The organism is Bradyrhizobium sp. ma5, assembly GCF_042258955.1.
Taxonomy (GTDB): Bacteria; Pseudomonadota; Alphaproteobacteria; order Rhizobiales; family Xanthobacteraceae; genus Bradyrhizobium.
Map to the genome: position 1 here is coordinate 2,354,630 of NZ_CP170156.1, position 25,904 is coordinate 2,380,533.

Consider the following 25,904-nt stretch of genomic DNA (forward strand, 5'->3'; position numbering starts at 1 on the left):
TTTGGCGCCCGAAGATGGCCAAGAAGAAAAAGTCCGACGAAAGCCGCAGCCAGCCCACCTCACGTTCGGGCCATTCCGTGTCGCCGCGCGCGAGAGCAGAGGTCGCGACGTTGGATCTCTCGACCTATCTGCCTTTTCGGCTGGGTATCCTCTCGCAGAGACTTCTGCGGGAGGCTTCGCTGATCTACAAGAGGGCAAGCACGCCGCTGACAACGCCGCAGTGGATGGTCGTGTGCATCGTCGCCAACCATCAACCCTTGCTTGCCAGCGAGATCAGCCGCGTGAGTCTCATCGACGAAGTCGGCGTCAGCCGTGCTGTGGCCAGCCTCGAGCGGCTCGATTTGGTGAGTCGCCAGAAATCCAGACAAGATCAGCGCGTCCTGGAGATCTCGCTCACCGCGAGCGGCCACGCGCTGTACCGGGAGCTCGCTGCCAAGATGCAAGAACAGGCGCTCCTCATTCAGGCGGCAATCACTCGCGAAGAGCTTCAAATGTTCTTGGGCCTCCTGGGTCGGTTGGATGCGGTTACGACTTCAATGGAGGAGTTAAGGCGCCTTTACGGCGAAGCCGCAGACGTCAGCGAGCTTTTCGCGGAGCTTCCAGCGGCAGCAAGGCCGCGTCCCGAGATTCCCCATGAGATGTCGGGTCTGAGCACGCTTTTTCCTCTGAACCTTCAACTAAAACGCCGATAGCCGATCGCCAGAACCGACAGCCGCCGACGCCAAGAATCGTTGCGCGGAGCAACTGAAACTCACTGGAACATCGAGGCAGACACACGAAAATGAATGAAACTCTTCGTGACGAATACCTTCGCGCCCAAAATCATCGCGGTCTTGCATTCATCGATCGACCCTACATCGGGTCTCCAGGCGGGGCAGCGCAGGCGGAAACCAACGCGAGCCGGATATGGGGACATATGCTTGGCGGCTTTCTTTTCGGCTACGAGTATACGCGATGGTGGAAGGAATCGCATGCGCTACGCGGCGCCGCCATTCTCGGCGATTGGAGCTGGCTCAACAAAGTGCGCGTTACGGGACCGGACGCTTCCAGGTTTATGGCGTTCGCAGCGGTCAAAGATTTGTCCAAGCAGCGCATCGGACAAGTCATCTTCGCTCCGATGGTGAACGACGAGGGCAAAGTGGTGGTCGAAGGACTGTCGCTCCGTTTGGCCGAGGACGAGTATATCTACACGGCCGGTGGTGCCGAGACGTATCTCGCCAATTTGGCCAACGAAACGACGTTCGACATCGACGTCATTGACGTCACCCCGGACTTCACCTGCTACGCTTTGCAAGGGCCGAAATCTCCGGACATCATACGCGAGCTGACGGGCACCGATTTCTCCCATCTTCGCTTCTCTCGATGGGAGAAATGTAAGATCCTCGATACGGACGTCATTGTAGCTCGTCAGGGAGTTACCGGCGAAGTGGGCTACGAGTTTTACATGCCAACGAGCACGAACCGTGGACATGATCTCTGGAGAACCATCAGAGAGATAGGTACTCCGCATGGACTGCGCGAACTCGGCCTCAAGGCGCAGTTGATCGGCCACACCGAAACGGGAATTGCGACCTCTATGCGCGACTATCTTCCGGCGCGGGGCTCGCCTTCGCTGGTTGGTGACAAGCTGGTACGGCGCTGGTCTAGCAGCGAGGAGTACAACTTGATGGAAGGTATGATCGGCGAACACTTTTGTAGTCCCGCCGAACTGGGATGGGGATACACCGTCGAACTCGATCGCGTTCCCTTCAAGGGACAGAAAGCGTTGGCCGAAGAGGCCGAACGCGGGGGCCCGGTACGAAAATTCGTCGGACTGACGTGGGATAGCGACGACATGGCAGAACTGTTCGCGGGTCTTTTCCGGGATGGTCCGTCGCCTCCACCTCCCGATTTGCCCTACGGTCAGATGCGCGTCACCTTCATCCCGGTCATGCAAAACGAACGTCAGGTCGGGTGGGCGTCGGGATACACCTACAGCCCGACGCTGCGCCGAATGATATCGTTGGCGCGCATCGACCGCGCTCTGTCCGAGCCGGGCACCGAATTGACGGTCAGATGGGGCAGCACGTTCGCCAACGAGACCACGGCGAATATCCGTGCGACGGTTCAATCCACGCCCTTCATTAAAAGGCAGCGCGAAAATAATCTTTCTCCATAGGGCGAACTAAAAGAAATGATGGACCTGCGGGCAGGTGCCTGCACGTCAGTTGGACGCTGTCGAATCTCCCGCGTCCGAAAGCAATGCTCTTGGAGTGCTTCGATCTGAGCGAATTCATGAGATTGATCTATAGGGTGTATGACGCCAAGCCGGGAGGCTTCATTCCTGGCGGGATGAGCCTTCATAACGCTCTGATCGTGCATGGCCCCGATGCTGAGGCCTTCGAAATGGCGACGAACAAAAAACTCGAGCCGGAACGACTGTCGGGTACGATGGCGTTCATGTTCGAAACGCGATATTCACTCAGCGGGGCGGCCTACGCTTCCCAACTTGAACTACTCGATGGGACTTATCCGGATTACTCGAACGAGTTGGACCCTAAGTCTCTTCGCGGCATTTAGCAACGAGCAGAGCCTCATGACGATGAACCGAGACCAACAATTCCTGCGCGGTCACCAGTTGGGAGACCGATTGCCCGTCGCGATCGAAACGAGTGCGTTGGCCTTATCCCTGCAGGCCAAGGTGGAAAAGATCGATGCCGACGGGCCCCGCATCGAGTTGTCCTTCAAGGTTGGTGAGCAATTCGTGCAGGCCGAAGACGTGGTACATGGCGGGGCGGTGACCACGATGTTGGATTTCGCCATGGCTTATGTGGCATTGTTGGCAGTTCCAGACGGTCTCTCGGTCGCGACGATAAACATGAATGTTTCCTGCCTAAGGTCTGCGAAGCCTGGTCACTACAAGGCGTTCGGCGAAATAGAGCGTTGCGGAAAGACCGTGGTGTTCGCACGTGCGCGCTTGATGGATTGTGAAGACAACGCCGTGGCCTCGGCCGTGTCCTCCCTTGCGATTGTCTCGCCCCGCCGCAAGCCGGACGGCGCAGCGAGCCGGCCCTAAGCGGAAGATTGACGAAACGTAGATGATGATCGCCGGACGCGCGAAGATGGGGTAGTAATCTTCGTATCGGGAATAGGGGCTGCGGACGTTCGCGATAGAAGTTGCTCGAGCAATTGATCAAGTGAGAGCGGCGAGATCGTGATGCGGGATAGCGCGTGTGAACCCGGCCGAGTTTACCAGGATGTCTAGCTTCGCCTCGCGCAGGTCGGTCTGAGAGGCAAGCACCTCGAAGCAGTCCGGGTTTTCGAGTTCCAACCGCGGGACAGCGTGCCCACCTGCCGGTAGGCTGGTCATCAATTCTCGCGCCCGTTCTTCGTTGTGGTGATAGCCGATAATCACATCAGCCGGCGCGTTCAATTCACCTCAGTAGCGCATGTTGTCCGGGATCGGTCCCGCCCGCACATTCGCCAGATGAACATCGCGCCGATCGTCGACCTGCCGGTCGGCTCGAACCTTCAAGACGGTCTCACATCGCCGTTTCAATTTGCCCGCAAAAGCCCAGGGCCGTTCCACGAGCTAATGCGGTTTAATCGGATCGTCACGCCGTGCTACAAACCTGCTCGCTCGGCACAGGGCGTCGACAATTCCAGCTTTATCAAGACGGCGCACGGCGTTGACGGTTCCGGACATGGAATTCATATTCGGTGCATTATGCTCATCCTTGGCTTTCCGGATTAAGAACGGCATATAAGGACGCATTCGGCCTTCGAGTGGCAATCATGCATCCCAAGAGTGGCGGAGAAGTGCGGCTGCGTTCCGTCGGTCCGCAGCATTCGCCTCGTATCCCCTTCAACTGCTACACCGATCCGCGTCATCTCTTGACGATGCGCGAAGGATTTCGACGTCCTGGCGACCTGGCAGCTCAAAATCCGATGGATCCGTTCCGCGGTAACGAATTGGCGCCGGGATCGCACGTCAACGCTGACGCGGATCTGGATGGGTACATTCGGCGAACGACCATGACGGCCCATCATCCGTGCGGTACGTGTGCAATGAGGAGCGGCTCAAATGCCGTGGCCGGTCCGGAGTTGCGGGTGAAGGGTACCGAAGGACCACGTGCGGTCGATGCGTCGGCCATGCCCCGGCTCGTGACAGCCCACATAAAGGCATGTGTCGTGATGATGGCCGAGAAGGCCGCGGATATCATTCGAAGTGGGTCTTCCCTCAGCCCGATGGGCCAAGGTTGCAACCCAGTGACCGCGAATCGTCCCCTGACCATGTGACAGACAGCTATAGGAGGTCACGCTAGTTTGACACAAACAAGCGGAGCCGCGTGTGCCTGATAGTCTTCCTGTCTCCAAGCTGGATGGGGCGATTTGACTTCTTGTCGGTTTGAGACCCGCCGCTGTAATCCGATGCGTGCGCATCGGCTCTCGGATTCGTTGATAGTTCCGTACAGTGGCGCCGAAGATCGGCCGAATTAAGCTCCGTTGTTGTTCTTCACCGCAAGGACGAGCTCAACCGGACACGACACTTCCCGGAAGGACAAGTGCGGCGATGGAAGGGTATGGTCGATCCGACAACTGCTTTGGAACGAGCATATCGATGCTGCCGGCGGCGTTTACCCGGTTGAGACGCTGACGCCCGAGCCGCCGGACTATGCCAAAGACAACGTTCAATCAAAGAATATTCGGAGGAAATCTATGGTCGATGGCGCTCACCCGATCAACGATCGCGGAATCATCTTTGATGATGAGCGGGCTGGATTTACGTTTGAGCAGATCAAGGTTCTCGCATTATGCGGGGTAGGGGGAGCGATCGAGCTATACGAGTTCATCATCTTCGTGATGCTCACGCCATATCTCAGCCAGGCCTTCTTCCCGGCGAGTACGCCAGAATGGCTGAGAACGATCCAAACTCTGGCGATCTTTGCGATTGGCTATTTCGTTCGACCCATCGGCGGCATCGTCATTGCCATGCTCGGCGACACGCTGGGGCGCAAGCGAATGTTCTCCTTGACGATCGTCTTGATGGCAATACCAACATTGCTAATCGGGATCCTCCCCACTTATCAGCAGGTCGGCCTTGTTGCGCCGGTGCTGCTGCTCGTTTGCCGCATGGCGCAGGGCCTTTCCCTGGGCGGCGAGATACCCGGCGCCGTGGTGTTCGTTGCCGAGCACGTTCCTTTTAAGCGAATGGGCTTTGCATGTAGCCTCGTCGGAGCAGGTGCGGCGTTAGGCTTATTTCTCGGCGCTTTCACGATCGGTATCCTCACCTCGTTAAGCGATCCGCAGACGATGGCGTCATGGTTATGGCGTGTGGCCTTCGTGATCGGAGGAGCGATAGGACTGATTGCCGGCTACGTTCGTCACTACGTTGAAGAGACGCCGGTCTTTCAAGCTATGCGGCAGCAGGGAAGGCTCGCCTCGCGCGTGTCATTCACGAAGTTGTTCGTGGAATCGAGGGGGCAACTGCTGGGTGGCTTGGCCATTTCTTTCATGACGGCGGCAGTGCCGCCGGTCCTTCTGCTTTATCCTCCGATCTATATGAGGAGCGTTTTGCATTTTGACGCCTCGGTCGTCCAGAATGCCCAAACGATAGGCACTATAGCGCTGGCGGTCGGAAGCATCGTCGGAGGCTACCTGACTGACGGGTTCGGGGCAGTGAGAACCTATGTGCTCTATGCCGTCGGTCTGGTCATCGCGGCATATCTTTTGGTAACTGGTATTCAATCAGGGCCGCAATATCTGGGCGTATGGTACGCTCTGGTGGGCTTTTTCGGCGGTATCAGTGCGCTAGGCTACTACTTCATCATTCAGGCCTTCTCTCCTCAGGTCCGTATCACCGGGCTTTCCGTTCCCTACAATGTCGCGAGCGCTGTCGGGGGCGCGCTGCCAATAGCGGTGGCTACCCTGATCCAAGCATATCCACTAGCTCCCGCCCACATCATCACAGGGTTTACGATCTTCGCGGTCCAAGCCGTTCCGCTGCTCTGGCGCCTGAGGTTGCCTATCTCCTTGTCTTGAGTGGCTCCAAAGCAATTCCAAGGAGCGGCGACGATTGCTGAGACCAAATATACGACAACGTGATTGTGGGAGCCGGCTCGGCTGGATGCGTGATCGCGAACAGGTTGAGTGAGCAGACCGGAGTGATGGTTTGTTTGCTTGAGGCGGGACCTCCGGACCGCAATCCGCTCATTCACATTCCGCTCGGGATAATGCGCGTGGTAACGCATCCGCGATTGGATTGGGGTTATCGGACCGTGCCACAGCAGAATGCCGAAGGGCGATCAATCTATCTACCACGTGGACGCGTGCTCGGAGGATCGAGTTCGATAAACGGTATGGTCTATGTGAGAGGTCATCCTCTGGATCATGACGATTGGGCCAAAGGAGGCAATGTCGGCTGGTCTTATCGAGAGGTCCTTCCGTCTTTCAAAAGATCGGAAAACAACGAGCGCTTCGGCGAGCCATACCACGGAAGGGGCGGGCCGATGAACGTTCGGAATCTCGACAGCTATAATCCCTTGACCGATATCCTCATCCAGGCCGCACGCTCGCTGCAGCTTCCAGAGAACGATGATTTCAATGGGTATTCGCAGGACGGCTTCCGACGACGGCAGGTGACCCAACGCTGTGGGAGACGGGAGTCCGCCGCAACGGCCTTTCTAAGACCAGCGAGGGGCCGCCACAATCTAGCGGTCTTCAGTGACATCATCGTTCACGCCATAACCTTAGATGGCTGGCGGGCGAGGGGTGTGACGGCGGCCCGGAGCGGACGAAGTTGTACATATTCGGCAAGGCGAGAAGTAATTGCCTGTGTCGGCGCTTTCGGCTCGCCGGCGCTCCTCCTTCGCTCTGGCGTAGGAGATGGACGCGCTCTCCAAGAACTGGATATCCCGGTAGTTCACCACGCCCCCGAAGTCGGAGAGAATCTTCAGGATCACATCTCTGCCTCGATCATAACGTCGAGTCCCACGACCATACCGTACGGACTCTCATGGCAATCTGCGCCTTGGATTGCTGGTAGCGTTCCGCAATATGCTCTCTTCAAACGTGGGGAGCCTCCAGTTCACATTGTTCATTGCGCTGATGACGCTAACGGCGATCATCAGCGAGTTCCTAATCGCGTTTGCGTCATCGCGTGGAGGCGTGCAGGCCGCTTTAGCTCTCGTGGCAACCTGTATGGCAGTGGTCGCTGTTTCAATCGGCGTCCTGGGACCGCAAGTGCGAGGGCGGTCGCTTGAAGTTCTTGCCGAAGCAAATGAGGATGAATCGGAAGCGAGAGAAAGCTCCTTGGTGATCGAGGCTTCAATGGAAAATATCGCTACTCCGGCGCTTCTTCCGCGATTGCCCGTTAAAGACAGGCCGGGCGGGCGCTGCTCCGGCAATTTGACCGGGGTGGCACTGCGCTCTACGACACGTCGTCAATATCTAGGCGACAGTCCCGAAGAGATTTCAGCTGCAGCCTGTTGCAAGACTTTTAGCTCCCGCGTCATCGATTTGGAAAATTCTTCAGAAACGGCCGTGACCGCTATCGTGCCTACGAGTTGACCGGTCCGGTCAAGGATGGGAACCGCTATTGCATTCACACCCATCATGGTTTCGCTTGGAGCTGTGGCCCAGCCCCGAATGCGTGTGGTCTTGATTTCCCCTCTAAGGCGTTCAGGGTCCGTGATGGTCGCCTTTGTCACGGGCTTCAAGCCCTTTGCGATCGTACTTTCAAGTAGGCGTGTGGGCCCAAACGCCAGCACAACTTTGCCTTGAGCGCTCGAATGCAGGCCCAAGACGTTGCCGATGGGAATGCTGACTTTCAGCATTGAGTTTCCCTCAAGCTGGTCGACAGAGTACAGCGACACGCCGTCGAACTTGGATAGCACGATCGTGTGTCCGAAGGCTTCCTGAACCTTTCTCATCGGCGCGCGGCTAAGTGATACCAGATTGAATTCGTTGGCGACGGCTCCGCCGATTTGGGAAACGCGCGCTCCAACACGGTAGCGCTCGGTCTCTGGATCCTGCACCGCATATCCGTGCTCGACCAAAGTCCGCAAATAGTTAAAAATGCGGGTTTTGGTCGTGCCAAGCGACTTGGCAAGTTCTGTTACGCTCTGTGGACCCTTGTTGAAGGCAAGCGTCTCGATGATCTGGAGGGCAAGAGCAACGGCTTGGACCCCGTTTTCTGATTTCGTCTTCTGCTTTAGAGCAGGCATTCACTTCTCCGTGGCCGGCGTCAGACGATTTTCGAGATCAAACCAGCCATCAGATCACCGTAACAGTGTTCCAGTTTTGATACCGCAATAAAATTTCGATTTAAAGGGGGCTTATTCCCTCATCCCGCATAACCGGTGCAAAGCAGACTGCGCAACCTAGCATGGCACGCTTGTCACCTTGAGGGGAGACCCCAGGCGCCTTTTCGCCACCGGCGAGCGCGATTCATTGCTCACGGCTTTAGGGCCGCGAACGTCAGGGACAATCACGTAAAAGGCATTTGGCCGCGACACCGACCGAAATCATTGGACTTGGCTCTCTCTTTCCCGAGAGCGGTTCCCGACCAGACTGAATCGTTTGGGATTCCCAAATCAGGCCGTTCTGATTCAAACTGCCTGCTGGTGAAGGGGCCGGCGCGCATGGGAACATCTCTTTCGGTCGATCTTCGTAGGCGCGTGGTCGCCGCCGTTGAAGGCGGCATGTCACGTCGAGAGGCTGCAGCGCACTTTCAAGTGGGCCCGTCGAGCGCGATCCGCTGGGTAACACAAGCCCGCGAAACGGGCGGGGGAAGCCAAAGCGGCAGGGCGGCGGTCGACGCTCGCAAGCGATCGAAGCACAGGCGGAACCCATCCTCGGCCTGATTGTGGCTAGGCCCGACAGCACATTGGAGGAGTTGAAGGTATCGCTCGCGGCTGATGGGCAGATTCATCGCGATCGCCTCGGCGAGTTCTGCTTCGCAGGCCCGCTCGTGAGCCAGCGCCAGAAGCTCGACCATCACCTTGCAGGCGCGCCGGTCATCACCATGCTCCCGCAAGGTCTCGAACAGACGTTTGTAAGCTGCACGCGGGAAGAGTTGGTCGCGATAGACGAGATTGAGGAGCGCCATCGGCTTGCGCCGCAGGGCATGGATGATGTGCCGGTAATCCACGACATGGCCGCCCTGGCTCTCGGACACGGGCCGACCGCGCCGCAGCGTCACGACCGGCGTGACGCCAAGGAAGCATTCGAGCCGGTCGTCGAAGATGCGCACACGCAGGCGATGGCCGATCAATCTTGAAGGCACGGTGTAGAACACGCGCCGCAGGATGAAGCCGCCTGACGACGTCACCGGGATCACCTTCTCCTCGAAGTCGGTCGTGCGGCCTTTTGGCAGCGGCGCCAATGCCTCCTTCTCGAGCGCGATCGGCTTGGCGAGGTTGGCGTTGCGCCGGCCGACAATCTCGTCGACAAAAGCCCGGTACGCATCGAGACTGGCGAAGTCGCGCGTACCCCGCAGCAACAGCGCATCCTCCAGGGCTCGTTTGAGATGGCCGTGCGCACTCTCGATCGAGCCGTTCTCATGCGCGATGCCCGCATTGTTGCGAGTTGGCGCCATGCCATAGTGGCCCATCAGCGCGGCGTAGCGCTGTGTCAGATCCTCCCGCGCGTCGGTCGCCAGATTACGGAACGCCGCCGACAGGCTGTCGCTGCGATGCTCTCGCGGCACGCCGCCAAGCGTCCACAGGGCGTTCTGCAAGCCCTCGGCCAGGGCGACGAAGCTTTCACCGCCGAGCACGACGTGGGCATGCTCGAAGCCGGAGAAGGCCAACCGGAAGTGATAGAGCCGGTGATCGAGCGGCTCACCCGCGATGGTAATGCCGAGCGCGCTCACGTCGGTGAAGTCGGACAGACCCAGGCGGCCGGGCTCGTGCTGCTGGCGAAAGATCACGTCCTGTTCGGGGCCGTTGAGCGCCCGCCAGGCATTGATGCGCCGCTCCAGCGTACGCCGGATGTTGGGGTTGAAGCCGGGATGCCGTCGGCGCAGTTCGTCCAGCACGCCGATCACGCGGATGCCGGGCGCAGCCTTCAGGATCGGAACGATCTCGGCGTCCCAATAGGGCGCGAGCGGATCGGATCGCCGCCGGCCCCTCGGCGCCTTCTTCTGCGATGGCGGACGCGTACGCATTGCGCCGCCTGAAATGTTCCTGAATGCTGGGCCGTTGCCTCACGTAATTTGCTCCCCAGTGGAATGGGACTGCGGGGGCGATAATGAGGCAACTGAGCATGGCGACTCGAAGAGAACTGACGGCCGCTGTGGGGCAGCGCTACAGGGAGGCGAGCCGCGCGGAGAAGGTGCGAATTCTCGACGAGTTTGTGGTTGTGACGGGCTTCCATCGAAAGCATGCGATGCGCCTGCTCCGAGGCGATATCGGGCAATCCTCGGTTCGGCGCACCCGTCGCCGGATTTACGAGGAAGCTGAACGAAATGCGCTGGTAGTTCTTTGGGAGGCCTCGGACCGGATTTGCGGCAAGAGACTGAAAGCGCTGCTGCCGCTCCTGATCGAGTCGATGGAACGGAACGGCCACATGGGCCTGGCGCCTGAAATCCGCGCGAAACTGTTGACGATGAGCGCGTCCACGATCGACCGGGCGCTGGGCAAGATCCGACAGGAGGACGGGCGCCAGCGCTGTCGGCCGGTGGCAAGCACGTTGCGACGGAGCATCCCGGTACGGACGTCGGCCGACTGGGATGATCCGGCGCCGGGCTTTGTCGAAGCCGATTTGGTTGCCCACAGCGGACCCTCGGCGCGCGGCAGTTTTATCCAGACGCTGGTGCTTACGGATATTGCCACCGGTTGGACGGAGTGTGCGCCGCTGCTGGTGCGCGAGCAAACGCTCCTGAGCACCGTGTTGACAGAACTTCGGCGACAGCTGCCGTTTTTGCTCCAGGGCATCGATACCGATAATGATTCCGTGTTCATAAACGAGACGCTGAAAGCGTATTGCGAGCAGGCGAACATTGTCTTCACCCGTTGCCGGCCTTACCGCAAGAACGACCAGGCGTTTGTCGAACAGAAGAACGGAGCCGTGGTCCGACGGATGGTCGGTTATCGGCGGTTTGAGGGGCTCGAGGCGGCTGCGTTGCTCGCAGAACTCTATCGCTCAGTGCGCCTGTTCGTGAACTTCTTCCAGCCGTCGTTCAAGCTGATCGGAAAACAGCGCGATGGCGCACGCGTGCGTAAATCTTACAGCGCACCAGCGACACCGCATCAAAGGCTGGCAACCGACCGACGCACCCCCGATGCGGTTCGGGACCGACTGCAGGAAATCTGCGCCAACTTGGACCCGGTCGCGTTGCTGCGCGACATCCGGGCCGCGCAGCAACGTCTGGCCGACCTCGCCGATGTGAAGCCGGCGGGTGGTTCGATTGCTGCTGCGGCACCGCCGATCGACCTGTTCCTCGCCAGCTTGCGAACGGCGTGGAAAGAGGGCCGCTCTCGACCGACGGACCGGCCGATCCTCAAAGTGAAGCGAGGTCGCCGTCGCCCTGATCCGCTCGTTCAGGCGACCCCACAGCTGCAGGAGTGGTTCAAGGCCGAGCCGTGGCGAACCGGCGCCGAGCTCCTGACGAGGTTACAGGCGAAATATCCGGGCGCGTACCCGGACAAGCTGCTGCGAACGCTTCAGCGCCGCCTCAAATCCTGGCGCAGCGAGCAGGCAAGCGCGCTGCTGTTTGGATCGGCGGATCATGCGGCGCAGATCGACGCGACACAGGTCGTACGGTGACCGCGCCCGCCCTCCGGTACGGGGGAGGCCGGTCGTTGCGCAACCCCGACCAGCTCCACGACCGGCCTCCCCCGTACCGACCGTCCGTCCTCTGGGGAGCAAAATAAATGAGGCAACAATCGCGCCTTCGGGAACATTCCTCCATGAGGCAATACGGAGTCTCACCCTGATCGCCGCCGCGCAGTACTCTCTGGTCGACTATGTCAATCAGAAGCTGAAAGCGTGGATCATGCGAAAGTACAAGCGCTTCCGGCTCCGCAAAACCGGTGCCTCGCTCTTCTTGCGAAAGCTGGCTCGGGATAATGCGGAGCTGTTCGTACACTGGCGATTCTTCGGAACGACTACGTTCACCTGACGGGAGCGGTGTGAATCGAGAGGTTCACGCACCGTTCTGCGAGAGGCCGGGGGTGGAAATCCTCCGGCCGACTCACCCATGGGCATCGACCAATATGGCGCGTGCTCGCGGCGCGCGCCCCGTGGCGAGCGACTGCGTGCCTTCATCCCTCATGGCCACTGGAAAACAACGACCTTCGTCGCAGGCCTGCGCCCGTCAGGCATGGTCGCACCAATGGCTCTCGATGGGCCGATAAAACGGTCGAGCGTTCCAGGCTTAGGTCGATCAGGTCCCCGTCCCAGAGTTGCGAGAAGGCGACATCGTTGTCATGGCACTGCTGCTCAGCGCACCGTCCAAGGCTTGTGGAGCGCAATTAGCACGCTGTCTCGACCGCTTCACGCCGCGCGAATGTGCCAACTAATTCGATGCCGCTGGGTACGAGTCAACCTGATCGCGAACCGCTCTAAGGGGCATCAGGAATCCGGCGGACGAAGCCCAAACGTCGAGAAAAGTCGGCTGTAGCGGCCTTTAGGTCCTCAGCCAGTGCATGTGCGCGTTTGTCATCCACCAGTGCAGTTTGGAAGACCAAGGTGACAGCGCAGCTAACTGTCGCGCTATGGTCGAATACCGGCGCCGCCAGGCCGCTCATCCCTGTCATGACCGAATCCTTGATCCGGCTAACGCCGGAAGCTCTAATTTCTGCCAGCTGCGCACCATGAGCTTCGATCCAATTCGAAGACACGTCTCCTTCGGCCAGAAGTTGGTTCCGCGTATGGCTCGGTGGAAGATGGGCCAGAAATAATCGGCCTGTAGCCGATCTCAGCAGCGGAAGGTGCGAGCCGACTCGTATTCCGGTGAAGATTGTGCCCGGGCCAGGTTCAACGGCAATCACCATTGGGCCCGTGTCGGCCCAGACGACCAAGCATGCGGTGACCTGTGTAGCGGCCGACAAATCCGCGATCGCTGTTCGGCCAAGAGCTTCGCGATCGAGCATACCAAGTGCGGCGAAGCCCAGTCTGTATGCCAGCGGACCGAGACGATAGCGAGCCGAATTCGGCTCACGTTCCAATAGGCCGACATTCGACAAACTGGCGAGATATCGGTGAGCCTTCGGTGGGGCTAACCCGCTCGCTTCAGCGATGGCCTTCAAGGGGAGGGACGTCCCGGCCTCAAGCAGCGGTTCCAATAATGAAAGTCCGATCTCGACCGAGTTGACGCCGGAACCTCTGTCTTCGGTCTGCCTTGTCGGTTTCATAATACCTCTCTTGACGGGTTAAATTGCTTATTGCGTAATTGATTGCTTATAACGTAATATGGCCATCAGTCATTTTCTTTAGGGAAGAGAAAACATGTCCGAGGCAGCCCCCCAATCTTTGGATGCCGACGTCATTGTCGTCGGCGGTGGTCCGGTCGGTACCTGCCTTGCTGGTGACCTGGCTGCACGAGGAATTCGTACCATCCTGCTTGAGCAGACGGACGGCGTCTTCCCCGATCCGCGCATGCATGCGGTCAACATCCGCACCATGGAGCTGATGCGTCGTTGGGGACTCGAAGAGCGACTGCGAAATTGTGGTTGGCCCAAGGATCACAGCCAGGACGTGCTGTTCGTGACCAATCTCGATGGTTACGAACTCGGTCGCATTCCATGGCCTGCGATCGCTGATTCCAATCCTCCGCCTCAAAGTCCCACCTTCGCGCAACGGTGTCCTCAAAGTTGGTTCAATCCGATCACGCTCGATTTCGCACGGGCGCAGAAAGCCGATATCCGCTTCCAGTGGAAGTGTACAGGCTTCGCGCAATCGGACGCGCAAGTCGAGGTTTACGCTACAGATTTGCACGACGGAACTAAGCGCACCCTGCGCGCGAAATACCTCGTTGGCTGCGATGGCGGCCAAAGCATGGTTCGTGAAGCGCTCGGAGTCGATCGCGAAAACACTGCGCGCTACGGCTATGCGGCCGAGGCGATCTTCCGCAGCTCCGAACTGGCGAAGCTTCACGACAAGGGCAAGGCCGGCCGGTATACGATGGTTCGCCCCGGCGGCATGTCGCTCTCCTTGTTGCCGTATGACGGAAACGACCTGTACCGCCTGACGCTCATGGTCGAGCCCGCAAAGGTCACGGAAGCCGACATGCACCGCGCGATCCGAAGTTTGGTCGGGCGGGAATTCTCCTATGAGCTAACCACGCCGGTGCTAGGCTGGGTGAATCGCGAAAGTAATGCCGAGAAATATCGTGTTGGACGTGTGCTTCTGGCGGGGGATGCGGCCCATGGAATGCCCCCGACGGGCGGCTTCGGCATGAACACCGGGCTGGTCGACGCCGGAGACCTCGGTTGGAAGCTTGCGGCGGTTCTGCAAGGGTGGGGCGGAGATCTGCTTCTCGATGCTTACGACCAAGAACGTCGCGGCGCGGTTGCTCGTACCGCTCGCATCGCGGGATCGATTTATCAGGACTGGATCTCGATCGCACCCACTCTAAAGGAGGTCGGCACAACACTAGGCGCGGCGACGACCGAAGGCGTGCGGCTGCGCTCGACGATCGGCGAGCGCCTCGTAAAGACCTTTAGGCGCGAATTCAATCCGATCGGCGGTGCCTTGGGCTATTGGTACGAAAATTCGCCGTGCTGCGTGCCGGATGGCACCGACTCGCCGGTAGACACGGTGGTCGAATTCGCGCAGACGGCACGTCCGGGACACAGGGCGCCTCACGTCTGGCTCCGCGATGGCCGTTCGACCCTCGACCTTTTCGGCAAGGGTTTCGTGCTGCTCGACATGTCCAATTCGGAGAGCGAGGTGGCGGCTTCATTTGTTGCGGCTGCATCCCAACGAGCAGTCCCTCTCGAGGCAATTCGACTCGACGAGCCCGAGGTGGCTTCCGCATACGCCGCACGCTTCGCGCTTGTGAGACCAGACGGCCACGTGGCGTGGCGCGGGGACGGGAGTTCGACCGACGCTGGCAACATCCTGGATGTCGCACGTGGCAAAAGCGCCTCCGCAAACCACAAAGAAAATCCGTCAATCGGCATCTATGAGAAGGAAGCATCGTGAATGAAAGATCAAACGACAATGCCGCCCATCAACGGCCTTCACCACTTCGCTTGGCGCTGCCGGGACGCGGAAGAAACGCGCCACTTCTACGAGGACCTACTCGCGCTTCCTCTCGTACACGTCATCAGGGCGGATAACGTTCCCAGCACGGGCGAGTATTGCCCGTACGTTCACATCTTCTTTCAGATGAGGGACGGATCATATATCGCTTTCTTCGATTTGGGCGACAATGTGAAGGCAGAACCGTCGGCTAACACGCCGGCCTGGGTGAATCATATCGCGCTTGAGGTCGCGAGCGAAAGCGAATTGAAAGCCGCCAAAACCCGGTTGGAGCAGGCGGGGGTCGAGGTGCTCGGTGTAACCGACCATCACATCATCAAGTCGATCTATTTTTTCGATCCAAATGGCATTCGGCTGGAGCTGACGACCAAGGTCGCCTCAGAGGAGGAGATGAGCGCTGCCGAAAAGAATGCGCACTGCGCGCTTGCTACGTGGACGAGGGAAAAGGCTGAACGCACCCATGTCTGAACGAAAGCTCGCCATCATTGACGTCAAGGCGGGCTCGATGCTGGAAAGCCAATCCGGACTCCAGATGCAGCGCCCGCGCATCTACGGAGCCTATGAAGAACCCAGTTCGGATCGCAAGCTCGCTTGCATAGTCATGCACCCGACCAGCAACTTCATGGGGCATTATCTGATCTCGCCGCTTGCAGAGCGCGGGATCTGCTGTATGGGGCTTAACAGCCGCTATGTCGGCAATGACACGGTGCTGCTGATGGAGCGCGTCATTCAGGACCTCGGTGCCGGCATCAAGTTTCTGCAACAGCTAGGTTACGAACGGGTCTTCTTGATCGGGAATTCGGGCGGCGCGGCACTATCAGCATTTTATCAGGCACAAGCCGAAGGGCTGACGATTACTCAGGCGCCGGACGGAACGAAGCTCGGGCTCGAACCGTCCGATCTTCCTCCGACAGCGGGAATTGTGCTCACCGCGGCGCACCTAGGACGGTCGCGGTTGTTTGAAGAATGGCTGGACCCGGCCATCGCGAATGAGGCCTACCCGCTCACAACAAATCGCTGTCTTGACGTGTATGACGAGGCGAATGGTCCGCCGTTCGCGCCGGAGTGGCTCGACCGCTTCCGCGCAGCGCAACGCGTCCGGCGTGATCGGATTGAGGCATGGGTATGGGAGAAGTTACGAGAGCTTCGTAGTACAGAGGGAGCGCCTCGCGACATGGCTTTCGTCGTCCATCGCACCCACGCTGATCCACGTCTGGTCGATTTGTCGCTCGATCCCAACGACCGTCCGATCGGCAGCATCTGGGGACCAGCCCGCGAAGTCAATTTTGCAGCTAACGCAATGGGACGGTTCACCACGTTGTCGGCCTTCTTAAGCCAATGGGCTTCATGCAGCCAGGCTGATGGCCCAACCAACCTCGCACGAACGAGGGTTCCGGTCATTCTCTTCGAACACACCGCCGACGGGTCCACGTTTCCATCCACTCGAGACGCCTGGCTTAACGCTGCCGGTGCCCGTGGCGTGTTGCACGCGTTGAAAATGGGCAACCACTATCTGTCTGGACAGCCGCATCTGGTCGCAGAAATGGCGGATAGGATTCTCGCCTGGGCGGAAGTCCTTTAGCCGCTGATCGGGTAACTAGAAGGACGCGAAGGAAGCCGAATGTGGTGCGTGCGGAACGGAAGCAGCCGATTTGGAGCTGGTCTGGACGCCGGCGCGCGCTCTTTGGCCTTGAAGCGCTGACCCGTTGTCGCGGGCAAGTCAATTGAGGCAAACCGAAAATGGATGCTGGCTTCCCATTCGCAGGCTCAGCTCGAGTCCGGTCTTGAACGCGATTCTTGATCCGCGATCAGAGCGATATTGAGGGGCAAAGTTTTTGGTCCGCAGATCGAAGCCAGCCTGCGTGGCAACAGAACCGGAGCGCCGGCCGCAGGAACACTATTGACTCAGTTCTGCAAGCAAAATGGAGGATGCAATGGGTGGTTACGTGACTTTCGGAAACGGTCCAAAGAAGGTGATAGCTTTACACGGCTGGTTTGGAGATCACACGACCTTCGATGCGATGCGAAATGCCCTCACTCCGGGAGCCTTTACTTACGCGCTTCCGGCCTACCGCGGCTACGGATTATCGAAGGCTATTACTGGGGAATATTCGATCCGTGAAATTTCTGCGGACGTAATCGAGATAGCGGACAAGCTTGGCTGGCCGCATTTCGACTTGATTGGCCACTCCATGGGAGGCATGGCAGTTCAACGCGTGCTTGCTGATGCGCCAGAGAGAGTCCGTAAGATCGTCGCGATCACTCCCGTCCCGGCTTCTGGTGTGCCGTTGCCTCCTGATCAGGAGCTGTTGTTTGCCGGAGCCGCAAACAGTCCTGAGGCGCGCCATGCCATTATCGACTTTTCCACGAGCAATCGTCAGTCTCGATCGTGGATTGACCACATGGTCAGCCATTCCTTCGAATGTTCGACGACCGAAGCGTTTGCCGCCTATTTCCAAGCTTGGTCGAAAACGAATTTTGTTGACGCCATCATTGGAAACAAGGTGCCGATGCTTGTTATTGTTGGCGCTAACGATCCTTCTCTCAACGCCGACATGATGAAAGCGACTTATCTGAACTGGTATCCAAATGCGATCCTCGAGGTGATCGAGAATGCCGGCCACTATCCCATGGACGAGACGCCGGTTGCGTTGGCCACAAGGATTGAGAAGTTTCTAAGCTAAATGGCGGTGCGGCCCCGTCGACGTTGGGAGGGTCCACGCTGTAGGCGGCCATTCAGGTATGCGCCCATCATCGGGATGCTAGCATCGCCGCGTCCGCTTGGCAGAGCAACGGCGGAGGCCGTCGAAGCGCCTGACAGCAACACCGGTCACACTCGATCGGGGCGCTTCTCCTCGCTGCGATGGCGTTCGGCACGGCAAACTCGGCGATTTCAATGCGGTTCGGTGTCGTCGACAGGCTGCCGCAATACGATCCACTTCCGGTGCTCATCTGATTGAGGACCTCGGGGCAACCCTTGCAGTTCGGTAGGTATCGGCGATTGGTTGATGCTCGAACTGAGGGCCAACCGCTCGGCGTGGTCGATCCGGCTCCGTTGCTCGGTGCGGCCTTAATGCAGTCACTCGCCGGCGCGACGGCGACACTCGCGGGCCTGCCGGCGGTGCTTCATCTCGTGGCGGCCTCGCTTCTGATCGGGGTGTTGGTCTTCCAGGTTTATCTGTTGCCAAGGCTGGCGATGAGTAGGCCTGCGCGCGCTTCATCACGACTTCGCGCATGCAAGCCAATTTGACAATGCCAGGAAGTGACAAGCTGCGCAGTTCGTCCGTTGCCGCACCCAATTTCCGGCCTGTTCTCCCAAATTTTCTGAAGGGACTATTTGCAAGGCCTCGCGAAGCTTGCACCGCAAAGGGCAATGTTTGTCGTTCATCACAGCCCGTCAGAGCTTCGAATCTGTCCGTAGGCCGTTCATCGACGATGAGAGCGCAATTGGTGGCTGGCAGCGACGCCGGAGCGCGGCCTTCGGATTCGCGGGACTAGCCGGCGGCCTCGTCCTTTCCGCCATGACATCCCAGCCCGTCCTGCAAACTTGACACTTGCCTCCGGTGGAAATAAATGTAACACGGTTTCGGTGATTAAAACAAATGGGGAGGTTCATGCAGCACATCATCCCAGTCGATCTCGATCGCTTTCCGGAGGGCTTCCACAGCGAGGTTCTCACGCTGAAGACAGGGATCAGCGACTCAATGGTCCTCTTTTCAAGGGTCCCCCCAGGCCATCACGGGCCGAAGCTTCACACGCACGCTGTCGATCAGGTGTACTATACGGTTAGTGGCTCGATGAAGGTGCAGCTGGGAACCGACGTCTACACGGTGACACCGGGCACGACGGTGCTGATCCCTGCGGGGACGCCGCATTGTAATTGGAATGATGGAGATGAGGACGAGCTGCATCTTGAACTCTTCTCGCCGTTTCCGGGAACCGATCCGGCGGTGATTGTCAGGCCGGCGGAGCCCCGTCACGTGCCCGGGGCAGAAAAGCTCGTGCGCAAGATCAGTGACGAAGGCTTTCTCGATATTTCACCGGGCTTTAAGCTTCACCCTCTGGTTCAGCGGGACACCGGTTCAAAAGAGGCGCGGCTCTATTATGCGGAGCTGGCACCTGCGTCGGGAGGGCCTGAGCTGCACTTTCACGATTTCGATCAGTTCTATTTCGTGTTGAACGGATCGCTGGAAGTCCAAATCGGAAACAAGAAGATGACGGCGGGTCCGAAGAGTCTGGTCGTGCTTCCTGCCGGGACTGTCCATGCGAACTTCAATCCGGGCCCCGGAAACGAACAGCACATCGCCATCATCACCCCTGAGCCGGCGCGCGGCGAACGATTCGACTACGGGGTGGAGATCGTCGCCGATCCTCATCGAAATGGCTGAAGCCAGATCGAGCGAGCTTCTTGGAGTGCAGCGTAAGGTGCCAGCACCAAGAGATCGTCAATCAGTTTAATCTTGCCGGCCAGCTTAGATCAACCTCGTCCCAGGTCGGCGGGCCAAAATCCATACAAGCTCGTAAAGGAGAGCAAGACGTCGTGAGAAAAGCCGCTTCCATCGCCATCGACATAGGCGGAACTTTCACCGATGTCGTGCTAACCGTCGATGACAAGGTCTTTGTTGAGAAGACGCCGACTACGCCTGTCGAATTGCTGAACGGCTTTTTCAATGGGGTCACTGGTGTTCTGAACAAGGCGGGTCTTGCGCCCAGCGATATTTCTGGCTCTGTCGTGCATGCGACGACGGTGGTGACTAACGCCTTGATTGAGCGCTGCGGCGAAAAGATCGCCATGGTCTTCACCGAGGGGTTCTCCGACATCCTTGAGATGCGCGATTGCCGTCGCTACGATATGTACGACCTCCAGCTTGAGTTTCCGAAGCCGCTGGTCGAGAGTGACCACGTTGTTGCGGTAAAGGAGAGGATGCGTTCGGACGGCATCGTCCATCAGCCTCTCGATGAAGACGAGATCGCTCGGGTGTGTGCTCGGATCGCGGCACTCGGCGTACGGTCAGTCGGTATTTGCCTGCTGCACGCGTACAAGAACGACGCGCACGAAAGGCAGTTGGCTGACTCTATTCGACGACGCTTGCCCGGTGTCCACGTCTCACTTTCCTCGGAAGTCGCTCCGCAGATTCGTGAATACTGGCGGGCGTCAACCACCTCGGTCAACGCCTATGCCGTTCCGATCACGGAGCCGTATCTGGGCCAGATTGAAGCGCGCCTGCGCCGCGAAGGATTTTCTGTGCAGCCACTCATCATGCTGAGTTCGGGCGGCGTGGTCGGCGCCAAGACCGCTGCGCGCATGCCGGTGAGGATGATCGAGAGCGGACCTGCGGCGGGCGCGCTCGGCGCTGCCTTTGCAGCACGAGCTTTGGACACGAAGAATCTGCTCGCTTTTGACATGGGGGGGACCACGGCCAAGGTATGCATGATACAGGACTTTCGCCCCCTTGTGACGGGGTGGTTTGAAATCGATCGTATGTATCGCTTCAAGGAAGGCAGCGGACTTCCGGTAACGGTCCCGACAGCCGATCTCATCGAGATCGGCGCGGGGGGCGGCAGCATCGCCAGAGTCGACGACTTCGGACTGCTTAAGGTTGGACCGCGTAGCGCGGGTGCCGCACCTGGACCCGCTTGCTATGGCAAGGGCGGTGCCGAAGCCACCGTAACTGATGCTGATCTCGTTCTCGGGCTGCTAGATCCCGACAAGTTCCTGGGCGGTGCCATGCGCCTGGACGTTGCTGCAGCGAAGCGAGTGGTCGGTGAGCTTGCATCGCGGCTGGAGCTCGATGCCATCGCCACGGCCCGTGGGATCTATCAGATGGTCTGTGAAGCTATGGCCGGGGCGGTGCGCGCACATGCGGCGGATCGCGGCGTCGACTATCGCGGCATTCCGATGCTGGCTTTTGGTGGCGCGGGGCCCGTCCACGCTTGCACCGTCGCGGCAATCCTCAATAGCTCGGCCGTGGTTTTCCCGCCCCTTGCGAGCGTCTACTCGGCATTCGGCTCTCTCGTTACGCCTATTAGGCTTGACCTCGTGCGAAGCGCGCTATCGCGACTTTCTGATCTGGACTGGGATCATGTCGAGGGAATCTTCGAGGATTTGGAGACGGAAGGGCGCAAGGCCCTGATCGAGGCCGGCTGTAGCGATGCAGACGTAACGTTCATCTATGCGGCAGATATGCGCTATCTCGGCCAGCAGTTTGAAGTTGCTGTGGAACTGCCTGCTCGCCCAGCTCGCGACGGCGGCAGCAAAGCGCTACGCGAGTGCTTCGAGAGCGAATATCTCAAGCGATACAAACTCATTCAGAGCAAGTTGGAGGTCGAGCTCGTTACCTGGCGCGTGACCGCGACTGTGCCGGGCCGCGCAGCGCCCGCGTTAGGCCTGCCCCTGGGCGCGGGCAAAAATGCGAAGCGAGAGTTTCGTCGCGTCGATTTGTGGCAGACCGATCAGCAGGTGCATGTCGTCGCTCGCGAATCGTTACGTCCAGGAGATCAGCTCGATGGTCCTTTAATTATCGAGGAGGCGGAGACCACCATCGTCATTCCGCCCGGCTGGACTGCCAGCCTTGGCGCAATCGGCGCCATTACTGCAACGAACAACCAGAGCAATGGAATGCGTCGATGAAGACGGCGTAGCTGAAGCTGAACCTATTCGGCGGCGTCATTATCATGAGAGCGATAGCGATCGTTCTCACCAACTGACTGGCATTGCAGAGCCTTAGGGATCAGACGGCGAAAAGTTCATCAACGATCTATTCGACTACAGTGGGCTCAAAAGCCCTCCAAAAAGATAGAGGCGGGGAAACGAAATGAGCAGTGACATGGCCTTCGGTGCGGAAACCGGCGGACGACCCGCGTACTCGCGCAGAGGATTGGCTGTTGCGGCAGGAGCGGCCGGAAACGTTCTGGAATGGTATGATTTTTCCGTCTACGCATTCTTGATACCGGTGTTGTCACGAGCCTTCTTCCCAACCAGCGAGCCGATGACGGGTACGCTCGTGTCCCTTGCCGTGTTGGGCTCCGGGTTCGTGATGCGGCCGCTTGGTGCGGTCGTGTTCTCGATCTACGGCGATCGTGCCGGTCGGCGGGCAGCGTTGACCTGGATCATGAGCTTGATGGGTTTGACGACGTTCGCTATCGGATTGCTCCCGACTTATCACGATATCGGGTTGGGGGCGCCATTGGCCTTGGTCGTCCTGCGGCTAATCCAAGGCCTCTCGTCGGGAGGAGAGTGGGGCGGCGCGGCGACTTTCGTGGTCGAACATGCTCAACAGCGTCGGGGCCTTTACGGTGCCCTGCACGTTGCGGGCATCAGTGTCGGATTCATCCTGGGCTCGGGCACTGTGACGGCTCTGACCGGGGCGATCGGTCAGGATGCAATGGCTGCCTGGGGATGGAGGATTCCGTTCCTGCTCGGCATCAGCGTCATGCTTGTTGGTCTCTATTTGCGCAGAGCGGTTCCCGAAACGCCGAGCTTTGAAGCGCTAAAGGCGAAACAAGCCGTCTCGGAGCGCCCTCTGACCGAAGCTCTGACACAGTACAAGTCGGTCATTCTGACGATATTTCTTGTCTCGATCAACTTCGCGACGACGACGTGGCTGACGACCATCTATATCCCGACATACCTGATCACCATTGTTCACCTTCCACCGGCATCTGCGCTCCAGATTTCAACGATTGGCCTCCTTGTTAGCACTCCATTCCTGGTCTTGTGCGGATGGCTCTCCGACAAGTTCGGGCGCAAGCCATTCTTGATCGCGGGCTCCACAACCTTGATTGTGGCGGCCTTGCCGATGTTCCACCTGATGCAACAAGGCTCGTATGTTCACGGGCTCATCGCTCAGATCGTGCTGCTGCTGTGCACAGGGCTTGTGACCGGGTCGTACACAGCGTTGGTCATGGAGCTGCTTCCCACGCGAGTCCGGTTTACCGGATTTTCGACGGCGTACAATCTGGCGCAAGCGATCTTCGGCGGGTTTGCGCCCTTTGCCGCGCAGTATCTGATCGCCGCCACCGGTAGCAGCGTTGCTCCTGCCTACCTCCTGATGGCCGGTCCGATCATCAGCCTCGGCGCCATTTTGATGGTCAAAGAAACGGCCTTTGAGGCGCTCGAATGACCCGGCGCAAACTCCCGATCAGCATTGTGTCAGCAACGAGCCGTGCTGATGGCGTCATTGCTGGAACGAGAAACGAACACGAAGGAGTGCGTTGATGAACGCCATAGAACTCGAGCTGATGTGGTCTAACCTAAGAAGCGTTGTGACGGAGCAGGCGCGGGCTATGCAGCGGACAGCCTTCAGCCCTGTGGTTAGGGAAGCTGGAGATCTGGCTTACGGTCTGTTCGATGCACGAGCGCGTATGCTTGTTCAGGCAGATACCGGAACTCCCGGCCACATCAATTGCCTGGCATCCTGCGGGACCTATCTCGCCAAGTATGCGGAAGGCAATCTCATGCCCGGCGACGTTCTGATCACGAACGATCCCTGGATCGGCGCCGGCCACACCTTTGACATTACGGTGTTTGCGCCCGTGTTCCGCAACGGACGACTTCTTGGCTTCGTCGGATCTACCAATCACCATACCGACATCGGCGGAACTGGGCCGAACGCCAGCGCGCACGACGTCCACGAGGAGGGCCTGTGGATCCCTCCTGCAAAGCTCTACGAGCGGGGAAAACCAAACGCTGTCCTGTTCGACATCATCCGGGCCAATGTGCGGACGCCGAACTTGATCTCGGGGGATCTCGCTGCGCAAGTCGCCGCATGCGAAAGTGGTGGTGCAGCCCTCAACGAGCTTTGCGATCGTTACGGCCTGTCGGACATTGAAGCGCTCAGCGATGCGATCCTGGACCATTCCGAACGCGCGATGCGTGAAGCCGTCCGCCGCTGCCCTGCAGGATCATGGACTGGCGAGTCGACTTTTGACATCCCCGGAGGCGATGTCGTCAAGCTCCGCGCCAAGGTAACGATTGACCACGATGCGGGCGACCTTCTCATCGACTTCGATGGCAGTTCGCCGCAGAGCAGTCGCGGTGTGAATGTCGTGCTGAACTATACGCGAGCTTATGCGACCTTCGCGATCAGGAGCATCTTGAATCCCGACCTGCCAAACAATCTTGGCAGCATCACGCCAATCAAGGTGACAGCCCCTGAAGGCAGCATCGTCAATTGCCGATATCCCGCGCCGGTTGCCGCACGGCATATCGTGGGAATGTTTGTGCCGATGCCGATAATGAATGCACTTCACCACGTTCTGCCTGACCGAGTCGTCGCCTCCAGCCCGGGGTCGCCATTTTCGATGCAGGTTTTTGGCCAGCTCAAGACCGGCGAAAACTTCGTCACCGCGTGCGGCCTTACTGGCGGGATGGGAGCGCGTGCTGACAAACCAGGCCTCGCCGCGACGTTCTACCCGGCGGGACTGGGGTCAATTCCAATCGAAATTATCGAGACCGAATGCCCAGTTCTTTTTGACCGTGCGGAAATCCGTCGCGGGTCCGGCGGAGATGGGCGCATGAGGGGCGGCGACGGACAAATCGTGCAATTCCGCGTCACGACCGACAAGCCGTGGCTCCTGAGCGCGGCTGCAAGCTCCCTTCGCTATCCACCGGACGGCGTCGGCGGCGGAGCGGCGGGACAGCCCGGCGTATTTCGGATCAATGGAGGCGACGTGAAAACGCAGGGCAAGATCCGGATGGACCCGCAAGATGTGATCTACGTCGAGACGCCCGGCGGTGGCGGCTTCGGAGTCTTTCATCCGGTTTGAAAATCCAACGAATGTGCAGGCGCACCGCTGGGAAGCGGTGCGCCTGGTGGGTACGACAGCTTGAGATCGGGAGGACGCGATGCGTTTTTGTATGATGGAGTCGAAGGGCAAGCGGGGCGTTGCGGCCAGCCGTGATGGTGGACCGTGGCATGTCCTTTTCGAAAGTGAGCCGGGATTTCCGGGGACGGTGGATGAAATTGTTCGTTCGGGCGAGGGTGCTTTCGAAGAGGCGATGAGCGCCATCGAGGCGGGGACTGCGATCAATCCTGACGATTTGAAGTTCCTTCCGCCGCTAACGGAAGCCGGAAAAATCCTATGCGTCGGTCTGAACTATAAAGCGCATGTTCAGGAAGGTGGCATGCCCATGCCAACGTATCCGACCGTATTCGCGCGTTTCAACACCGGCCTTATCGGCCATAACCAGCCCTTGGTTCGACCGACATCGTCAGAGCAGTTGGATTACGAGTCCGAGCTGGCCGTAATCATTGGCAAAAAAGCCCGTCACGTGAGCCCTGAACGCGCCCTGGAATGCGTCGTAGGATATTCGATCTTTAATGACGGCTCGATCCGCGACGTTCAGATGCGGACGCCGCAATGGACAATTGGCAAAAATTTCGATGGCACCGGGGGCTTTGGTCCATACTTGGTGACAGCCGATGAACTCCCGCCAGGCTGCAAGGGCTTGCGGATGGTCGGCCGGCTCAACGGAGAGGTGGTCCAGGAGACAAATCTTTCGGACATGATTTTCGATGTGGCTACTCTGATCTCGCTTCTCTCGGAAGCGATGACGTTGGAGCCAGGGGACGTAATCGTCACCGGTACGCCCTCGGGGGTCGGAATTTCGTTCAAGCCGCCGAAGCTCCTTAAGCCGGGCGATATGTTCGAAATCGAAATCGAGCGGATTGGTACGCTGTGCAATCTTGTCGTGGACGAGAAGTGACCTCATT

The 25,904-nt window shown here is 58.9% G+C and carries 21 protein-coding genes and 2 pseudogenes; 19 read left to right on the forward strand and 4 right to left on the reverse strand.

Annotated features, from left to right (window positions below):
* The first annotated feature begins 14 nt into the window (after positions 1-14).
* The 4 genes from ACE103_RS10895 (at position 15) to ACE103_RS10910 (ending at position 3,055) form a co-directional block, all read left to right on the forward strand.
* Positions 15-692 carry a MarR family winged helix-turn-helix transcriptional regulator gene (locus tag ACE103_RS10895; RefSeq protein WP_375779398.1) on the forward strand — a complete coding sequence of 226 codons (678 nt, stop codon included), beginning with the start codon at positions 15-17 and terminating at the stop codon, positions 690-692.
* 89 nt (positions 693-781) lie between these two features.
* Complete coding sequence (locus tag ACE103_RS10900) at positions 782-2,158, forward strand: glycine cleavage T C-terminal barrel domain-containing protein (RefSeq protein ID WP_375779399.1); 1,377 nt, start codon at positions 782-784, stop codon at positions 2,156-2,158.
* Between the two features lie 116 nt (positions 2,159-2,274).
* Positions 2,275-2,559 carry a homogentisate 1,2-dioxygenase domain-containing protein gene (locus ACE103_RS10905; RefSeq protein ID WP_375779400.1) on the forward strand — a complete coding sequence of 95 codons (285 nt, stop codon included), beginning with the start codon at positions 2,275-2,277 and terminating at the stop codon, positions 2,557-2,559.
* Between the two features lie 16 nt (positions 2,560-2,575).
* A complete protein-coding gene (locus ACE103_RS10910) occupies positions 2,576-3,055 on the forward strand; it encodes a PaaI family thioesterase (protein ID WP_375779401.1) in 480 nt (159 codons plus the stop codon).
* A 117-nt stretch (positions 3,056-3,172) separates the two neighbouring features.
* On the opposite strand, the gene ACE103_RS10915 is transcribed toward ACE103_RS10910, so the two are convergent.
* On the reverse strand, positions 3,173-3,412 hold the full coding sequence (locus ACE103_RS10915; protein WP_375779402.1) for a hypothetical protein: 240 nt from the start codon (positions 3,410-3,412) through the stop codon (positions 3,173-3,175).
* A 54-nt stretch (positions 3,413-3,466) separates the two neighbouring features.
* Here ACE103_RS10915 and ACE103_RS10920 point away from each other — a divergent pair, with 54 nt between their 5' ends.
* The 4 genes from ACE103_RS10920 (at position 3,467) to ACE103_RS10935 (ending at position 7,241) form a co-directional block, all read left to right on the forward strand.
* Positions 3,467-3,733: a hypothetical protein gene (locus tag ACE103_RS10920; RefSeq protein ID WP_375779403.1), complete on the forward strand. Its 267-nt coding sequence runs from the start codon at positions 3,467-3,469 to the stop codon at positions 3,731-3,733.
* Positions 3,734-3,774: 41 nt separating this feature from the next.
* Positions 3,775-4,278, forward strand: coding sequence for a GMC oxidoreductase (locus tag ACE103_RS10925; RefSeq protein WP_375779404.1), 504 nt, complete (start codon positions 3,775-3,777; stop codon positions 4,276-4,278).
* 207 nt (positions 4,279-4,485) lie between these two features.
* Positions 4,486-6,021, forward strand: coding sequence for an MFS transporter (locus ACE103_RS10930; RefSeq protein ID WP_375779405.1), 1,536 nt, complete (start codon positions 4,486-4,488; stop codon positions 6,019-6,021).
* Between the two features lie 89 nt (positions 6,022-6,110).
* Positions 6,111-7,241: a GMC family oxidoreductase gene (locus tag ACE103_RS10935; protein ID WP_375779406.1), complete on the forward strand. Its 1,131-nt coding sequence runs from the start codon at positions 6,111-6,113 to the stop codon at positions 7,239-7,241.
* Positions 7,242-7,421: 180 nt separating this feature from the next.
* Here the strand turns inward: ACE103_RS10935 and ACE103_RS10940 are convergent, their stop codons facing one another.
* Positions 7,422-8,204 (reverse strand): IclR family transcriptional regulator, encoded by a 783-nt coding sequence (locus tag ACE103_RS10940; protein WP_375779407.1) that lies wholly within the window; start codon positions 8,202-8,204, stop codon positions 7,422-7,424.
* Positions 8,205-8,919: 715 nt separating this feature from the next.
* A pseudogene (istA, locus tag ACE103_RS10945) lies at positions 8,920-10,138 on the reverse strand (IS21 family transposase); the annotation flags it as partial.
* A 92-nt stretch (positions 10,139-10,230) separates the two neighbouring features.
* On the opposite strand from istA, the gene ACE103_RS10950 reads away from it, so the two are divergent.
* Together ACE103_RS10950 and ACE103_RS10955 are read left to right on the forward strand one after the other, a co-directional pair.
* Complete coding sequence (locus ACE103_RS10950) at positions 10,231-11,748, forward strand: ISNCY family transposase (RefSeq protein WP_375779029.1); 1,518 nt, start codon at positions 10,231-10,233, stop codon at positions 11,746-11,748.
* Between the two features lie 440 nt (positions 11,749-12,188).
* A pseudogene (locus tag ACE103_RS10955) lies at positions 12,189-12,359 on the forward strand (IS630 family transposase); the annotation flags it as partial.
* A gap of 186 nt (positions 12,360-12,545) precedes the next feature.
* Here the strand turns inward: ACE103_RS10955 and ACE103_RS10960 are convergent.
* The gene (locus ACE103_RS10960) at positions 12,546-13,337 is read right to left on the reverse strand and encodes an IclR family transcriptional regulator (RefSeq protein ID WP_375779408.1); all 792 of its coding nucleotides are present in this window, start codon (positions 13,335-13,337) and stop codon (positions 12,546-12,548) included.
* 94 nt (positions 13,338-13,431) lie between these two features.
* On the opposite strand from ACE103_RS10960, the gene ACE103_RS10965 reads away from it, so the two are divergent.
* The 9 genes from ACE103_RS10965 to ACE103_RS11005 all read left to right on the forward strand — a co-directional run bounded on the left by ACE103_RS10965 (position 13,432) and on the right by ACE103_RS11005 (position 25,897).
* On the forward strand, positions 13,432-15,129 hold the full coding sequence (locus tag ACE103_RS10965; RefSeq protein ID WP_375779409.1) for an FAD-dependent monooxygenase: 1,698 nt from the start codon (positions 13,432-13,434) through the stop codon (positions 15,127-15,129).
* The gene (locus ACE103_RS10970) at positions 15,130-15,657 is read left to right on the forward strand and encodes a VOC family protein (protein ID WP_375779410.1); all 528 of its coding nucleotides are present in this window, start codon (positions 15,130-15,132) and stop codon (positions 15,655-15,657) included.
* Complete coding sequence (locus ACE103_RS10975) at positions 15,650-16,771, forward strand: alpha/beta hydrolase family protein (protein ID WP_375779411.1); 1,122 nt, start codon at positions 15,650-15,652, stop codon at positions 16,769-16,771. The genes ACE103_RS10970 and ACE103_RS10975 overlap by 8 nt, the downstream gene beginning before the upstream one ends.
* Positions 16,772-17,123: 352 nt before the next feature.
* Positions 17,124-17,873: an alpha/beta fold hydrolase gene (locus ACE103_RS10980; RefSeq protein WP_375779412.1), complete on the forward strand. Its 750-nt coding sequence runs from the start codon at positions 17,124-17,126 to the stop codon at positions 17,871-17,873.
* A 930-nt stretch (positions 17,874-18,803) separates the two neighbouring features.
* Positions 18,804-19,577, forward strand: coding sequence for a cupin domain-containing protein (locus ACE103_RS10985; protein ID WP_375779413.1), 774 nt, complete (start codon positions 18,804-18,806; stop codon positions 19,575-19,577).
* 152 nt (positions 19,578-19,729) lie between these two features.
* Entirely contained in the window at positions 19,730-21,820 is a 2,091-nt protein-coding gene (locus tag ACE103_RS10990; protein ID WP_375779414.1) for a hydantoinase/oxoprolinase family protein, read from the forward strand.
* A gap of 184 nt (positions 21,821-22,004) precedes the next feature.
* Positions 22,005-23,312 carry an MFS transporter gene (locus ACE103_RS10995; RefSeq protein ID WP_375779415.1) on the forward strand — a complete coding sequence of 436 codons (1,308 nt, stop codon included), beginning with the start codon at positions 22,005-22,007 and terminating at the stop codon, positions 23,310-23,312.
* 94 nt (positions 23,313-23,406) lie between these two features.
* On the forward strand, positions 23,407-24,957 hold the full coding sequence (locus ACE103_RS11000) for a hydantoinase B/oxoprolinase family protein (RefSeq protein WP_375779416.1): 1,551 nt from the start codon (positions 23,407-23,409) through the stop codon (positions 24,955-24,957).
* Between the two features lie 79 nt (positions 24,958-25,036).
* A complete protein-coding gene (locus ACE103_RS11005; RefSeq protein ID WP_375779417.1) occupies positions 25,037-25,897 on the forward strand; it encodes a fumarylacetoacetate hydrolase family protein in 861 nt (286 codons plus the stop codon).
* The last annotated feature ends 7 nt before the right edge of the window (positions 25,898-25,904 follow it).